Origin of the sequence: Catellatospora sp. NPDC049609 (genome assembly GCF_040675365.1) — a bacterium.
Taxonomy (GTDB): Bacteria; Actinomycetota; Actinomycetes; order Mycobacteriales; family Micromonosporaceae; genus Catellatospora.
Genome location: NZ_JBFAOU010000017.1, coordinates 12,438 through 27,557 on the forward strand (window position 1 = coordinate 12,438; position 15,120 = coordinate 27,557).

Genomic DNA, 15,120 nt, shown 5'->3' on the forward strand with positions numbered 1-15,120 from the left:
GTGTCGACCGGAAGGGGCAGGCCACATGAGCGATCCGCAGCCGGGAAAAAGGGTGCGGAAGGGGCGGGTCAAGGACCACCTCGTGACGGTGGTCTGCGCGGTCCTGCTCATCGCGGCGGGGGTGTACGTCGTCGTGCGTAACGACGGCACCGAGGCGCAGGGCACGCCGCCCCAGGCCGCGCCGACCGAGCCCGCCGACTCGCCCGCCGCGAGCGCCAGCGCCGCACCCGGCCACATCTCCGGCAAGCCGATGCCGGTCGGTGACCTGCCCGGCTGGAAGCAGACCCTGGCCGACGACTTCACCGGTCCGCTGTCCGACGACTGGGGCACCTACAACGGCCAGCCCACCGGCGATCCGGGTGGCTGGTTCGACCCCACGCACGTGGCCGCCGCCAACGGTGAGCTGGTCATCAAGGGCACGCGCAAGCAGACCCCGAACGGGCGCATCTACGCCACCGGCGGCATGATGGCGCAGCGCTCGCAGGTGTACGGGCGCTTCGAGGTGCGCTTCAAGATGGACAAGGGCCGCGGCATCCAGTTCAACCTGCTGCTGTGGCCGTCGGACGACAGCTGGCCGCCGGAGATCAACTTCGCCGAGGACAACGGCAAGGAGCGCAACGGCTTCGCGACCACGCTGCACTACGGCCCGCCGCACAAGACGGTGTCGCGCTACCTGAAGGTCGACACGTCGAAGTGGCACACCGCGGGCGTCGAGTGGGCGCCCGGCAAGCTGTCCTACCTCATGGACGGCAAGGTGTGGGCCACCGTCGAGGCGTCGTACGTGCCCAAGGTGCCGATGTCGCTGGCGGTCCAGACGCAGGCCTGGCACTGCGGGACGCAGTGGGCGGGCTGCCCCAACTCCTCCACGCCCAAAGAGGTCAACCTGCACGTGGACTGGGTCGTCATCTACGAGAAGGCCTGACCTCACGGCTGCGGCACCGGGGCGTCCGCCTCGGTGGTCGGCGCGGCCGGTCCGGGCACGTACTGGTAGATCTGCGTGTCCTCGTTGCCGTGCCAGAGCCGCCACTGCGCCGACCCCGCCACCAGGCCGCGCAGCTGCTCCAGCTTGCCGGGCGGGTAGTAGCCGAAGTACGCCGCCGCGTTGGCCTGGCTGCGGCTGAACACCAGGTACACCGGCACCGTGTAGACGTCGAAGTAGCTGTTCAGCGCCGCGAGGTCGGAGTCGTCCATCGCCTCGCCGAAGATGACCGCGCCCTCGTACGACACGTCCGGCATGATCGAGTCGGTGGCGCCGACCGCGCCGAGCACGTCGGTGTAGCGGGCGCCGATCCGGTCCGGGAAGTTGACCCCGGCCAGCACCACCGCGCCGCCGGTCGGGATGTTGGCGTACAGGTACTGCGCGGCCCGCACCTCGGCGGTGGTGAACCTGTTCACCATGAGCTGGCCGTGCTCGCCCTGCACGGCGACCACCGCGGCCAGGGCCAGCGCCGGGGCGGCCAGGCCGATGCCGAGCCGCCGGTCCAGCCGCAGCCGCAGCATGCCGACCGCGATCAGGAAGGCGCACCAGGGGCTGGAGAACAGGAACACCCGGAACACGGCCTCGCCGCCGTAGCTGTTGCCGAGCAGGACCGCGAACGGCCCGGCCGCCAGCGCCGCCGGGACGGCGAGCGGCCCGAGGCGCTTGCGGTTGGCCACCACGACGATCGCCGCGGTCAGCCACACGGCCAGCGCGAGCACCTCGACCGCGAGCACGGAGAAGGTGCGCCCGGAGCTGACCATGCCCTGGGTCGGGCCGGTGGGCTGGGCGTTGGCGAACAGGTTGAACCCGTCGAACAGGCCCCAGCTCTCCACCAGCCGGTAGCGCGGGATGACCTGCAGCACCGCGATCACGCCGAAGATGGGCACGATCTGCACCGGCTGCACGAGCCGGAACGCGACCAGCGCGAACGCGCCGACGGCGACGAGGTACGGCGACAGCTGGTGCGACACCACGATCGCCGCGTACACCAGGTAGAGCGTGACCAGCGACAGCTTGCGGGCCCGGCTGGAGGTGTAGGGCACCGGCCCCACGCCGACCTGCACCCACGTCCACAGCCGGGTGAGCAGCCGGTGCTGCTCGCGCGACGGCATCGGGTCGCGGCGCAGCCAGCGCAGCATCACCAGCACCACACCCAGGGACAGGGTGTACGCGAACGCCTGCGGCGCGAGGTAGTCCTGCCCGACCCAGTTGACCGCGCAGAACACGAACGCGGTGAGGTGGGGCACCCGCCGGTCGGTGCTCAGGGTGCGGGCGATGGCGTACACGGGCAGCAGGTTGATCAGCCCGAAGAACAGCGGCGCCCAGGACGCGACATCCAGCGCGGTGGTGCCGGCCGCCGTGGTGAGCTGCGCGACGAGCGCGAAGAAGGCGGGCCACTGCTGGTAGACGTCGTAGGCGTTGTCCAGCGGGCGGCCCACGGCGATCAGGTCGATGACGCCGAGGTGCTTGTAGGTCCAGGAGTACTCGGGCTCGGCGACCAGGATCGGGACGGTCGCATGCATGATCAGCAGGAGCGCGGCCGTGTTGCCGAGCGCGGCCCAGCCGCGCGGGCGCCGCCTGGCCAGCTCGGTGACGAAGCCGAGCACGCAGATCACGATCGCCAGGAAGTACGCCGGGTGCACGGCCGACAGCAGCCCGAAGTCGTCGACGTCGTCGATGCGCGTACCGGCGACGGAGAACGCCCAGACCACGACGGCGGAGAGGATGGTGCCCAGCGCGGCGGCGGTCTCCCAGCGGCGCCGGGAGCGGCGCTGGCGGGCCGACAGGCGGCGCGGGGCCGCGTCCTGGTGCGGCGGCTCGGCGGCGGCCTCCGCGGCCGGCGCGGTGATGCGGGGGATCAGCGACGTCGCGTCCGGACCGGGCCCGGCGACCCGCGGCAGCAGCCCCGTCGCGTCCTGCGGCGCGGCCGGGATCCGGCTGGTGACCCGGGGGATGACGGTGGTCTGGTCGGCCGGGACCGCGGGGCCGCCGATGCGCGGGATGACGCTGGTCTCGTCGGGTGCGGCGGGGCCGCCGATGCGCGGGATGACGCTGGTCTCGTCCGGCGCGGCCGGGCCGCCGATCCGGGGGATGACGCTGGTCTCGTCGGTCGCCGCCGGGCGCGGGGCGGCGGGGCCGCCGATGATCGGCAGCAGCGTGGTCTCGTCGGGCAGCCGCTGGGTGACCTCCGCGCCGACCGCGAGCAGCAGCGCCTCGTCGGCTCCCCGGCGTCCACCGATGACCGGGAACAGCGCGGTCTCGCTGGCGGCGGGGGTGACCGCGCCGGTGCTGCCCGGCCGCTGTCCGGGCAGGACGGGGCCGGGCTCCGGCGGCGGCCCCTGCTGGTCCTTGAGCACCAGCGCCACGGCGCAGGACGCGGCCGACAGCGTGGCCAGGACGATGAGCCCGACCACCGGCTCCCACCAGCGCGCCCAGACCAGCGTGACGGACGTGAGCACGGACAGGGACATGCTGAGCACGAGCACGACGGCCCAGGCCGCCACGGGGTCGCCGAGCCGGACGTGGCACACGCACGCCGCCCCGGGCCCGACGCAGGCGAAGGCGACCAGCGCGAGGAACGCCACGGCGCTCGGCACCGGCGTGAGCGCCAGCGTCACCGCCGCCAGCGCGCTGACCAGCCCGGTCCAGGCGATGGCCCGCTGCACCTCGCCCAGCGACTCCCGGGGGAGTGCGAACCTCAGCGAGCTCACGGCGCCGCGTCTCCCGTCGCCGGCACCGGGGTGAACCCGCCCCGGCCGGCCGGCGGCCGGGCCGGACCGGCGTGCTCGCGATACCACGCGATGACCGGGCGGAGCAGGATGAGCCCCACCACCACCTGCGAGACCAGGTACGCGGTGGCGGCGCCGGTGACGCCCGCGGCGCGCATGGCGGGCACCGCGGCGCCCAGGAACAGCACCGCCGCCAGGGTCTTGGTCAGCAGGCTGACCGAGGAGCGCAGCCGCACCAGCTCGGCGGCGTTGAAGAAGGTGCCGATCGCGGCGAACGGCAGCGCCGCCGCGAGCAGCCGCAGCACGGGCGCGCCGTCGTGGGCGTACGTGCTGCCCGCGATGACGAGCAGCACGGGCCCGGCGAGGAAGAGCACCGCGCCGCCGCCGAGCGTGATCAGGGTGCCGGTGCGGATCATCAGGCGGACGTTGGCGCCGAGGTTGGCCCGGTCGGCGCCCGCCTCGACGACGAACGGCACGACGACGTTCCACAGCAGCCCGAGCAGCGCCGTGGCGATGGTCCAGGGCAGGAAGAAGACCGCGTTGGCCTCGGGGCCGAGCACGGCGGTCACCAGGACCGGCGGGGCGAACATGATGACCGCGTTGACGACGCTGTTGGCGTACTGGCCGCCGATGAGGCGCACGATCTCCCGGCGGGTCGGCACCTCGCCGCGGTCGGTGGCGCGGGCCGGGTCGGCCCGGCCGAGCAGCAGCAGGCTCGGCACGGCCACCGCCACGGCGGTGGGCAGCGCCCAGGCGATCAGGACCGGGTGGTGCACGGTGGTCCCGGCGAGCACCGGCAGCAGCGCGACGCGGGCCACGGCCAGGGCGGCGTTCTTGACCGGCACCCAGCCGGCCCGGCCCAGCGCGACCAGGGCGCCGTCCTGCACCACGGAGATGGCGGTGGTCGCGACGGCGAGCCCGAAGCCGAGCGCCGTGGCCGAGCTGGTGGTCATGAAGCCGTCGCTGAACCCGGCGGCGAGGAAGCCCGCGGTCAGCAGCAGCGACGCGAGCGCGACCAGCGCATACCCGGCGGCGACGAACCGGGCGCGGCCGGCGGCCATGGTGGGCAGGACGCGGGCGTACACGGAGGTGAACGCGAGCTGCCCCAGGGTGGCCAGCAGCAGGATCGCCGAGGACCCGGCGGACGCGCGGCCCACCTCGGCCGGCGCGAACCGCCACGCCGCCTCGGCCCAGAAGAACATGCCGAGCCCGGCCGTGGCCACGGTCGACAGCATCAGCGCGAAGGAGCTGCGGGCCAGGCGGCTCACCCGGGCGCTCCCGCCGCGCGGCGGGCGGTGAGCCGGCCGCCCAGGTAGCCGAAGCCCGCCCCGGCCAGCCCGGCCACGATCAGCGCCGCGCCGCGCCAGCCGGCGGCCTCGCCGCGCAGGCCGCGGCCCAGGTCGCGCAGGAGGGCCCGGGGCAGCACCCGGCTGACGTAGCTGCGCTCGCTGGACAGCCCCGCATCCTGGCCCACCAGGCGGGCGACGCGTGCCTTGGACTGCCCCTCACCCAGGCAGCGGCGCAGGAAGTAGCCGGTGGTGAGCCGGTCGGGGCTGACGCGGTGGCGCACCTCGTACTGCGGCAGGTAGCGGATCCGCAGCGACGGCTTGGCCTGCCGGATGCGGATGCACAGCTCGGTCTCCTCGCACCCGGTCGGGGCGGTGCCGACCCGGCCGACCACCGCCGAGAACCCGCCCGCCAGGTCGAAAACCTCGCGGCGGAACGCCATCCCGGCGCCGATCACGTTGCGCACATCGGCGGGCCGCGTGGGCAGGCCCCGGTAGGTGCAGCCGACGACCCAGTCGAACTCGGGCGGGAACCAGGCCGGGCGGGCGCCGGTGGGCCAGTGCGGCCGGATGGCGCTGCCCGCTCCGGCGACGTCGGGGTCGTCGAAGGCGGCGCGGATCCCGGCCAGCCAGCCGGGCGAGGCGGTGGCGTCGTCGTCGAGGAAGCAGACCAGCTCGCCGCGGCTGCCCGCGACGCCGGTGTTGCGCGCGCCGGACAGGCCGCGGTCGGCCGTGTTGGCCAGCACCCGGACCTGCGGGCCGGTCAGCTCCCGCCGCGCGCGGTCGAGCAGGCCGTCGTGGTGGTCGATGACGACGAGGCATTCGTCGTTCGGGAGCAGCTGCGCGGTCACCGAGGCCACGGCCGCACACAGGTCGTCCCAGCGCCGCTCGGTGTAGGCGCAGACGACGACCGAGGTGGTGGGGTTCACGGCAGGTTCCCGGCGTGTTCGAGGGGTGGTGTGGCGGCGTGCGACGCCCCGCGCCGGCGCGCCAGGGCGAGGCGGCTGCGCAGGTAGGCCAGGGGCCCGGACAGCAATCCCCGTCGTTCCGCCCAGCGCAGGGAGGAAGGATACTGCACCGGCGTGCGGGCGGTGCCGCGCCGCCGGGAGATCCTGGCGAGCGCCGTGACCAGGCGGGCCAGCCCGGCCAGGTGCCGCACGTCGGCGGCGATCAGGGCGGTGAGGGCGGCGGTGTATCCCGTGCCGTAGCCGTACATCTGGCGGCGCAGGTCGGCGAAGTCGGTGCGGTGGTGGTGGAATACCGCGACGGCGGGGTCCATGGTGACCCGGTGCCCGTGGTGCAGCAGGCGGGTCAGGAACTCGACGTCCTCGCCGCCGCCCGCGACGGTGCCCGCGCCCAGCGCCGGGTGGAACGCGCCGCGCTCGGCCAGTACGGCGGCGCGTACGGCCAGGTTGCCGCTGCCGCCGAAGACGCCGCGGAAGACCGGCACCCGCTCGTCCGCCGCCGGATCGTGTGCCCGGTGCGCGCGCACGGTCCAGCGGTCGGCGGTGTCGCGCTGGTAGCTCACGACGCCGAGCTGCTCGCCGATGGTGCTGCCGGAGTTCTCGAACCAGACCTGGGCCGGGGTCTCCAGCTCGGCGGGGAAGACCCAGCCGGTGACGCAGTCGGCCCGCGGGTCGGCGGCGAACCGGGCGGCGATAGCGGTCAGCCAGCTCGGGTCGACGTCGATGTCGTCGTCGGTGAACGCGACGATCTCGCCACGCGCGGCGGCGATGCCGCGGTTGCGGGCGGCCGAGGCGCCGCGGACGGGCTCGGTCACCACCCGCACGCGGGGATGTGCGCTCAGCTCGGCGTGCAGCCGCGCCCGCTCCGGCGCGCCGGTGGGGCGGTTGTCCACGACGACCACCTCGAACGACGGGTAGTCGAGGGCGGCCAGGCGGCCGATGCAGCGGGCGAGCGGCACGGGCCGCTGCATCGCGCTCGGCACGACGACGGAGATGAACGGCGCGGGCTCGGGCGGCCGCAGCGCGGGGCGGGCGGGCCCGCCGTGCCACAGCCCGGACAGCCGCTCGGCGAGCGCGTCGGGGTGCAGGGTCTGCTCGCCCAGCGGCACCAGGCGCCGGCCGACGACCTGGCCGCCGTCGCGGACGATGACGTACGCGGAGCCGTAGCGCCGCCCGTCGGGCCGCTGCGGCGACAGCTCGGGCAACGGCTGTCCGACCTCGACCCGCACCACCCGGACGGGCGCCGGGGCGGGCATCAGCTCTCCTCGGGCGCCAGGGCCGGTGCCGGGTGAGCCTGGCGCGGGCGGGGGATCGCCGGCACGGGCCGCCGCAGCCGGCGGCGGTCGGCGTACTCGGTCAGGATCGTGCGGAGCACGCGCAGGCCGTCACGGGTGGCGTTGAGCTTGCTGACGCCGTGGATCCGGGCGTACTCGACGCTGGGCACCTCGGCGATGCGCATGCCGAGCACGGCCACCCGGACGTTGAGCATCGTCTCGATCTCGAACCCGTCGCCCCACTGGCGGGGGCCGGTCAGGTGCGCCGGGGGCAGCCGCAGCGCCGGCACCCGGTCCCGCCAGATCGCGTTGTATCCGTAGCACAGGTCGGAGTACTTGGTGCCGAAGAGCAGGTTGACCAGGGAGTTGAGCGCGCTGTTGCCCCACCGGCGCAGCCGGGTCAGGTCCAGGCTGGAGCCGCCCGGCGCGAACCGGCTGCCCTTGGCGAAATCGGCGCCATCCTGCAGAACCCGGACGAACTCCTTGATCTCACACGGATCCGTGGAGCCGTCGGCGTCGATCAGGACCACGATGTCGCCGGTGCAGGCCTCGATGCCGCAGACCAGGGCGTTGCCCTTGCCCGTGCGGGTCTGCCGGATCACCTTCGCGTCCGGCCGCAGCTCCAGGGCGACCTCGACGGTGCGGTCCGTGGAGCCGCCGTCCACAATGACCAGTTCGGTGACGGTCTCCGGGATCTGCGCCAGAACGTAGGGAAGGTTCTGCTGCTCGTTGAGAGTGGGAATGATCAGGCTGACAGACGGCTGTTGCGCCCGCATGGCTGCTGACATCGACAATGACCCACTCTTCCAGGCTCGGATCTCACAGGACGGTGACAGAGCAGCGCGACAACGAGGTCCCACCCCGCGGCAGAACATAGCAGTCAACTGTGAAAAGGCTTCAAACGGAAGGTGGCACGACCTGGCAACTTTTCCGGATGGTCGTACCCCCGGCTCTGCCCGACAGGAGCTTGCATCATGCCAATAGCCCCTATAGCTGTCAAAGGCAGCCGAACAGTGACCTACCAAATCGGACTCCGGTGCGGGCGGCACCGGCACGGTGGGTGAGCGGGCGCTGTCGCGCGGTCGTCGGCGGCGGCACCGCCCGATGCCGTAGCGTCGAGATCGTGACGAGGATTGTGGCCGGCCGGTACGGCGGGCGCCGCCTGAACGCCCCGACCGGCCGCGACACCCGGCCCACGTCCGACCGCGTGCGCGAGGCGCTGTTCTCGGCGCTGGAGGCGATGACCGATCTGGCCGGGGCCCGGGTGCTGGACCTGTTCGCGGGCTCGGGGGCGGTGGGGCTGGAGGCGCTGTCGCGCGGCGCGTCGCACACGCTGCTGGTCGAGTCGGACGCCAAGGCCGTCCGCGTGATCCGGGAGAACATCGCCGCGCTCGGCGCCGGGGCGACGGCGCGGGTCGCGGCGGGCCGGGCGGGCACCGTGCTGGCGGCCGGTCCCGCCGACGGCCCCTACGACGTCGTCTTCGTCGATCCGCCGTACGTCCTGCCGGAGGCGGAGCTGACCGCGGTGCTGGCCGGGCTGGCCGGGCACGGCTGGCTCGCCGAGGACGCGGTGCTGGTCGTCGAGCGCTCCAGCCGCTCGCCCGAGCCCACCTGGGTGGAGGGCGTCACTGGCGAACGCGGCCGCCGGTACGGCGAGACCGCGCTTTGGTACGGTCGCGCCGTTGCGCAGAGTGGCGGAGCAGACTTACCGGAAGGGTGAGCAGCTAGTGAGGCGTGCGGTCTGTCCCGGGTCGTTCGATCCGTGCACCCGGGGTCATCTGGACATCATCGATCGGTCTGCCCGGCTCTTCGATGAGGTGATCATCGCCGTGCTGGTCAACCAGAACAAGCAGGGCCTGTTCTCCGTCGAGGAGCGCCTGGAGATCCTGCGCGAGGTCACCAAGAACCTGCCCAACGTGCGGGTCGAGGCCTTCCGGGGGCTGCTGGTCGACTACTGCCGCGACAACGACGCCCAGGTCGTCGTCAAGGGCATCCGCGCGGTCAGCGACTTCGACTACGAGCTGCAGATGGCGCAGATGAACATCGGCCTGTCCGGGGTCGAGACCCTGTTCATGCCGACCAACCCGCTCTACTCCTTCGTGGCGTCCAGCCTCGTCAAGGAGATCGCCAAGTGGGGCGGTGACGTCTCCTCCTTCGTCCCCGAGCTGGTCGAGCGCCGGCTCCTGGAGAAGTTCCGTCCGGCCGACGGGTCCTAGCCGCAGGTCACGGCGGCGACGCGCCGCAGGGGAACCCGGTCTGCCGCAGGGGTGGCCCGGGGACGCATCATGGTGTGGACATGACACTGGACAAGGAGTGACCGTCGGTGGACCCACTCGACCGGATTGACGACATCATCGCGATGGTGGAGGCCGCGCGATCGGTGCCGATGTCGCGCAACTGCATGGTCGACCGCGGTGAGCTGATCGGCGCGCTGGACCAGCTCCGGGCAGAGCTGCCCGGGGAGCTGCGCCGGGCGGCGGCGCTGCTGGAGGAGCGCGACAAGATCCTCGACGCCGGACGGCGCGAGGCCGATCGCATCATGCACGAGGGTGAGCAGGAACACGCCCGCCTGGTGTCTGTGAACGAGATCACCGTCTCCGCGGAGCACGAGGGCGCCCGCATCGTCGGCGAGGCCCGCGCCGAGGCACAGCGCCTGCGCGAGGAGGTCGACGAGTACGTCGACACCGCGCTGGGCAACTTCGAGCAGTTCCTGACGCGTGCGCTCGCCTCCATCGAGCGCGGCCGCGACAAGATGCATGCGCTGCGCGAGATCGGGTCGTTCGTCCCCGGCGACGACGACCGTCCCCTTCCGTTCTGACCCCGCCGGCCGGCCGCACCGTCGCGGCCGGCGGCGGGACCGCGACGCGGTCCGGCCCGTTCGACGAGCCCGGACCGCTTCGGGTAATCTTCTACTTCGGCCTGCGACAACGGCCCGATTCCCGCTGCCTGCTGATGATGAAAGCCCATGCCTGAGCACTCGACCAAGCACCTCGACCCGCGAGCGCCGCTCGTCCTGGACACCCGGGACCTGCCGCGAGGCGCGGGCGCCATGCGTACCCTGCACCGGGTGGTCCCCGCTCCGGTGGAGCTGGGGCTGCAGCTGATCGGGGTGCCCGAGGGCGCCGACCTCACGCTGGACCTGCGGCTGGAGTCGGTGACCGAGGGAGTGCTCGTCTCCGGGACCGTCACCGGTCCCGTCGAGGGCGAGTGCGGTCGCTGCCTCACCGAGATCGGCGAGACCCTCACGGTCAACATCCAGGAGCTGTTCGCGTACGAGGACAGCGCCACGGACGAGACCACTGAGGAGGACGAGGTCGGGCGGCTGCAGGACGACATGATCGACCTGGAGCCGGCGCTGCGGGACGCGGTCGTGCTGGCGCTGCCGGTCAATCCGCTGTGCCGAGAGGACTGCCCAGGCCTGTGCCCCGACTGCGGGGTGCGGTGGGACGAGCTGCCCGAGGGACACTCCCACGAGCAGATCGACCCGCGCTGGGCGAAGTTGAGCAAGCTGACCGGCTCTTCCGGGCCGGACGAGCCGGTGGAGCCGGCGCCCTGATCGGTGCGAGCCGAGACCGGGTCGACGGCTGCGGCCGTACCGAGATAATGGTCGGCGACCAGCCGACTACTACTGAGGAGTAAGACAGTGGCAGTCCCGAAGCGCAAGATGTCGCGCAGCAACACCCGTCACCGCCGGGCGCAGTGGAAGGCGACCGCGGTCGCGACTGTCGCCTGCCCGCAGTGCAAGTCGGCCAAGCTGCCGCACGCCGCCTGCGGTGTGTGCGGCACCTACAACGGCCGCCAGGTTCTCGAGGTCTGAGTTACAGGCCTGCCCCGGTGCGCCGGGAAGCTGCGAAACGTCACGTCGCGGGGGGGGGGGGCCGCGCCCCCCCCGCCCCCGGCTGGTCTACGGCGTCAGCTGTAGACCTCGAACTCGAACAGTGAGTAGCCGTATCCGGTACCGCGGGCCGTGCCGTTGATCCGCACGTACCGGCCGGTGCCCCCGAGCGCCGTGTTGTCGTCGACGCCGCCGTTGCCGCCGGTCACCGAACGCACCGTCGTCCAGGTGACCCCGTCGGCCGAGGTCTGGATCTGGTACGCCGAGCCGTACGCCGCCTCCCAGGTCAGCTTCACCCGGTTGATCGCATACGACTGACCGAGGTCGACCCGGATCCACTGCGGGTCGGCGAACGCGCTGCTCCAGCGGGTGGTCAGCGAGCCGTCCACCGCCGCCGCCGCCGTGAAGGCGCCCTCGACGCTGGACGCGGTGGCGGGCCGGTTCAACGCGAGGTTGTTGGTCGGCGGCGGCGGGCTGCCGGCGCCGTAGACCTCGAACTCGAACAGCGAGTACCCCCACGCGGTGCCGCGGGCCGTGCCGTTGATCCGCACGTACCGGCCGGTGCCGGTGAGCCCGGTGTTGTCGTCGACGCCGCCGTCGCCGCCGGTCACCGAACGCACCGTCGTCCAGGTGACCCCGTCAGGCGAGGTCTGGATCTGGTACGCCGAGCCGTACGCCGCCTCCCAGGTCAGCTTCACCCGGTTGATCGCATACGACTGACCGAGGTCCACCTGGATCCACTGCGGGTCGGCGAACGCGCTGCCCCAGCGGGTGGTCAGCGAGCCGTCCACCGCCGCCGACGCCACATAGGCGCCCTCGGCACTGGACGCCGTCGCCGGACGGTTCAGCGCGAGGTTGCTCCCCGTCGGCGGCTGGGTGCCACCGGCGGTGAAGGTGAAATCGTCGATGTCGAACAGCGAACCCGTGGCGGCACCGGTGAACACCAGGTACAGCTGCTGGGTGCCCGCCGGCACGGTCACCGTGCCCGTCACGTCGACCCAGGTCTCCCAGCCGCCGGTCGGGGCGACCGGCACCGTGGACACGACCGTGCCGGTGGGCGAGCCGACCCGGACGGTCAGCGTGCCGCCGACACCGGCCGAGGCGACCCGCGCCTTGAAACCGGTGACGCCGGTCAGGTGGTACGGCGTGAAGGAGATCCAGTCGCCGTTCTCGATGTAGCCGACGGCGTTGCCGCCGTGCGCGCTGGCCTTGGCGGCGATCTGGACGCCGCTCATCGTGCTGAAGTGCTCGGCCTGCCGGGTCCGCGGCTGCAGCACGTGCTGGGCCTGGACCGCGGTGCCGGTCGGCGGGGTGTACACGGCGGCGAGCACCCCGAAGATGTTCGCGGCCGCGTCATGCTCGCCGTCCACCGTGGTCTGGATCGACCCGGTGCAGCCGTTCTTGCTGGTGATGGGGTGTCCGTGGCTGTCGTGGCCCAGGACGTAGTTGACCACGACCCGGTTGCAGTCGACCGTGCCCGCGTTCGGGTCGGTCACCCGGATCTCGTAGGGCACCAGGTCGCCGAACTGGAACACCGTGCCGTTGCCCGGGACGATGATCTGGATCCCGGCCCGGCCGACGCCGACGACGACGCTCGCCGTCGAGATCCGGCCGCCGGTGTCGCGCACCGTCAGCGTCGCGGTGTACTCGCCGTTGGCCGCATAGGTGAACGTCGGGTTGGCCGCTGTGGAGTCGGTGCTGCCGTTGCTGGTGAAGTCCCAGGCGTAGGTGATCGCGTCGCCGTCCGGGTCGTTGCTGCCGGCCGAGCTGAACTGCACGGTCAGCGGGGCCGACCCGGTGGACGGATTCGCCGCGGCCTGGGCGATCGGCGCCCGGTTGCCGCCGCTGTTGTACTCGATGCGGTACACGGCCGAGTTGGCGTCGCCGCCGAACCAGGTCGTGCCGTAGTCGAGCACGTAGAGCGCGCCGTCCGGCCCGAACTCCAGGTCCATGATCGCGGTCCCGGACCACGGGATCGGGTCGATGGCGCCGGCGGTGCCGTTGGCGTTGACCGTGGCCGCCTTGATCCAGCGGCTGGTGAACTCCCCGAGGAAGACCCTGCCGTGGTAGGAGGCCGGGAACTTCACGTCGGAGACCAGCGCCGGGTTGAAGTTGTAGACCGGGCCGCCCATCGGGCCGCCGCCGCCCAGCTCGGGCCGCCAGGGTCCCGCGCCGCCGTACGGCAGCCACGCGGCCTGCGACGGCGGGAGGGTGGTGATGCCGGTGTTGTTGCGCGAGTTGTTCGTCGGGCCGCCGGCACAGTTGAACAGCCCGGTCGACGGACCGCTGGGGAACGTGTACTCGTGGTACGGGGTGTTGTAGTTCGAGCAGTACGGCCAGCCGAAGTTGCCCGGCTGCGTGATCCGCTCGAACGACACCGTGCCCGCCGGTCCGCGGTTCGGGTCGGCACCGCCGTCAGGGCCGTAGTCACCGAGGTAGACGACCCCGGTGGCCTTGTCCACGCTCATCCGGAACGGGTTGCGGAAGCCCATGGCGTACACCTCGGGTCTGGTGTTGGGCGTGCCCGGCGCGAACATGTTGCCGGCCGGGATGGTGTAGCCGCCGGTCGCTCCCGGCTTGATCCGCAGCACCTTGCCGCGCAGGTCGTTGCTGTTGCTCGCGGTGCGCTGCGCGTCGAACGCCGGGTTGCGGTCGGCCCGCTCGTCGATCGGCGCGGAGCCGCCCGAGTCGAACGGGTTGGTGTCGTCGCCGGTGGACAGGTACAGGTTGCCGGCTGCGTCGAAGTCGATGTCACCGCCGACGTGGCAGCACTGGCCCCGGCTGGTCGGCACGTCGAGGATCGTGACCTGCGACGCCGGGTCGATCGTGTAGTCGTCGCGCACCGTGAATCGGGCCAGCTTGTTGGAGCCGTTGAACGGGGCGAACTGTGCCGCCGTCCCGGTCGCCGGAGCGTCGCCGCCGGGCGTGCTCAGCGGGGGCGCGTAGTAGAGGTACACCCACCGGTTGCTGGCGAAGTTCGGGTCGGCCTTGATGCTCTGCAGACCCTCCTCGTCGTGGGTGTACACCTGCAGCGTCATCGCGATCTTGGTGTTGCCGTTGACGTCGGTGTACCGGACGACGCCGTCGCGGGAGGTGTGCAGCACACCCCGGTTCGGCAGCACGGTCAGGCCCATCGGCTCGCCGGTCTCGGCCACGCCCTTGGCCAGCGTCACCTGGTTGAACGTGCCGACCGGCGGGGGGCCGCCGACCGTGCAGTTCCCGGTGCCCTGGGCCGCGTACCGGATGCCGCCGAGCAGGTGGGTGCGGAAGTGGGTCTCGCTGAAGCTGGCCTGGGTGTGGCCGAGGCCGGTGTACCACGACCGGCCGCCGTCGTAGGCGCGGCACCACGTGATCGGGTGGTCGGCGCCCATGCTGCCACCGGTGTAGGTGGACTCGTCGAGGTTGGCCAGCACGCGCACCGACGCGCGCGGGTTGGTGCGGTAGTTGTACAGCTCGTCGGTCCGGGCCCAGTTCGCCGGGATGCCGGCGTTGGACGGGTGGGCCGTGTCCTCGATGCGCACCGTGACCGGCTGGATCGCCGGGTGGCTGGCGAAGTACGCGCCGACCAGGCCGCCGTACCAGGACCAGTCGTACTCGGTGTCGGAGGCGGCGTGCACGCCGACGTACCCGCCGCCGGCGCGGACGTAGCGCTCGAAAGCGGCCTGCTGGGTGGCGTCGAGCACGTCGCCGGTGGTGGACAGCCACACCACGGCCTTGAACCTGGCCAGGTTGGTGTCGTTGAACTGGGTGGCGTCCTCGGTCGCCTCGACCGCGAAGTTGTTCTGCGTGCCGAGCTGCTGGATCGCGGTGATGCCCACCGGGATCGAGTCATGCCGGAACCCCGCGGTCTTGCTGAAGATCAGCACCGAGAAGTCCGGGGCGGCCTGCGCGGGGGCGGCGTTGAAGCCGGCCCCGGCCAGCACGAGGGTGGCACAGAGCAGCACTCTGCGAAGGAACATGATCGGTTGGCACCTCTCCCGTAGAGAGAACAATGCAGACGTGCGCCGATCACGTCTGGTTGGTGAACTGGCAGCCGCACCGTGGAGCGGTGG

Annotated in this window: 12 protein-coding genes; 6 read left to right on the plus strand and 6 right to left on the minus strand. The window is 72.5% G+C overall.

Annotation, left to right across the window (positions count from 1 at the left end; all coding sequences use genetic code 11):
* Positions 1-25 precede the first annotated feature (25 nt).
* Positions 26-922 carry a glycoside hydrolase family 16 protein gene (locus tag AB0J67_RS07520; protein ID WP_363477540.1) on the plus strand — a complete coding sequence of 299 codons (897 nt, stop codon included), beginning with the start codon at positions 26-28 and terminating at the stop codon, positions 920-922.
* 2 nt (positions 923-924) lie between these two features.
* On the opposite strand, the gene AB0J67_RS07525 is transcribed toward AB0J67_RS07520, so the two are convergent.
* The 5 genes from AB0J67_RS07525 to AB0J67_RS07545 are packed head-to-tail and all read right to left on the minus strand — an operon-like array spanning position 925 to position 8,009.
* The gene (locus AB0J67_RS07525; RefSeq protein WP_363477543.1) at positions 925-3,690 is read right to left on the minus strand and encodes a hypothetical protein; all 2,766 of its coding nucleotides are present in this window, start codon (positions 3,688-3,690) and stop codon (positions 925-927) included.
* Positions 3,687-4,976: a hypothetical protein gene (locus tag AB0J67_RS07530; RefSeq protein ID WP_363477546.1), complete on the minus strand. Its 1,290-nt coding sequence runs from the start codon at positions 4,974-4,976 to the stop codon at positions 3,687-3,689. The genes AB0J67_RS07525 and AB0J67_RS07530 overlap by 4 nt, the downstream gene beginning before the upstream one ends.
* Positions 4,973-5,923 (minus strand): glycosyltransferase family 2 protein, encoded by a 951-nt coding sequence (locus AB0J67_RS07535; protein WP_363477549.1) that lies wholly within the window; start codon positions 5,921-5,923, stop codon positions 4,973-4,975. The genes AB0J67_RS07530 and AB0J67_RS07535 overlap by 4 nt, the downstream gene beginning before the upstream one ends.
* The gene (locus AB0J67_RS07540; protein ID WP_363477552.1) at positions 5,920-7,215 is read right to left on the minus strand and encodes a glycosyltransferase; all 1,296 of its coding nucleotides are present in this window, start codon (positions 7,213-7,215) and stop codon (positions 5,920-5,922) included. Before AB0J67_RS07540 ends, AB0J67_RS07535 begins: the two co-directional genes overlap by 4 nt.
* Positions 7,215-8,009, minus strand: a complete 795-nt coding sequence (locus AB0J67_RS07545; RefSeq protein WP_363477555.1) for a glycosyltransferase family 2 protein — start codon at positions 8,007-8,009, stop codon at positions 7,215-7,217. Before AB0J67_RS07545 ends, AB0J67_RS07540 begins: the two co-directional genes overlap by 1 nt.
* Positions 8,010-8,356: 347 nt before the next feature.
* Between AB0J67_RS07545 and rsmD the strand changes: the two genes are divergently transcribed.
* The 5 genes from rsmD (at position 8,357) to rpmF (ending at position 11,050) form a co-directional block, all read left to right on the plus strand.
* Positions 8,357-8,953 carry a 16S rRNA (guanine(966)-N(2))-methyltransferase RsmD gene (rsmD, locus tag AB0J67_RS07550; RefSeq protein WP_363477558.1) on the plus strand — a complete coding sequence of 199 codons (597 nt, stop codon included), beginning with the start codon at positions 8,357-8,359 and terminating at the stop codon, positions 8,951-8,953.
* A gap of 7 nt (positions 8,954-8,960) precedes the next feature.
* Positions 8,961-9,449 carry a pantetheine-phosphate adenylyltransferase gene (gene coaD / locus AB0J67_RS07555; RefSeq protein WP_363477561.1) on the plus strand — a complete coding sequence of 163 codons (489 nt, stop codon included), beginning with the start codon at positions 8,961-8,963 and terminating at the stop codon, positions 9,447-9,449.
* Between the two features lie 107 nt (positions 9,450-9,556).
* Positions 9,557-10,051, plus strand: a complete 495-nt coding sequence (locus tag AB0J67_RS07560; RefSeq protein WP_203751140.1) for a hypothetical protein — start codon at positions 9,557-9,559, stop codon at positions 10,049-10,051.
* A gap of 147 nt (positions 10,052-10,198) precedes the next feature.
* Positions 10,199-10,789, plus strand: a complete 591-nt coding sequence (locus tag AB0J67_RS07565) for a DUF177 domain-containing protein (RefSeq protein WP_363477564.1) — start codon at positions 10,199-10,201, stop codon at positions 10,787-10,789.
* A gap of 87 nt (positions 10,790-10,876) precedes the next feature.
* On the plus strand, positions 10,877-11,050 hold the full coding sequence (gene rpmF, locus AB0J67_RS07570) for a 50S ribosomal protein L32 (RefSeq protein WP_363477567.1): 174 nt from the start codon (positions 10,877-10,879) through the stop codon (positions 11,048-11,050).
* 95 nt (positions 11,051-11,145) lie between these two features.
* Here rpmF and AB0J67_RS07575 read toward each other — a convergent pair whose 3' ends face one another.
* Positions 11,146-15,027, minus strand: a complete 3,882-nt coding sequence (locus AB0J67_RS07575) for a ThuA domain-containing protein (protein ID WP_363477570.1) — start codon at positions 15,025-15,027, stop codon at positions 11,146-11,148.
* Between the last annotated feature and the right edge of the window lie 93 nt (positions 15,028-15,120).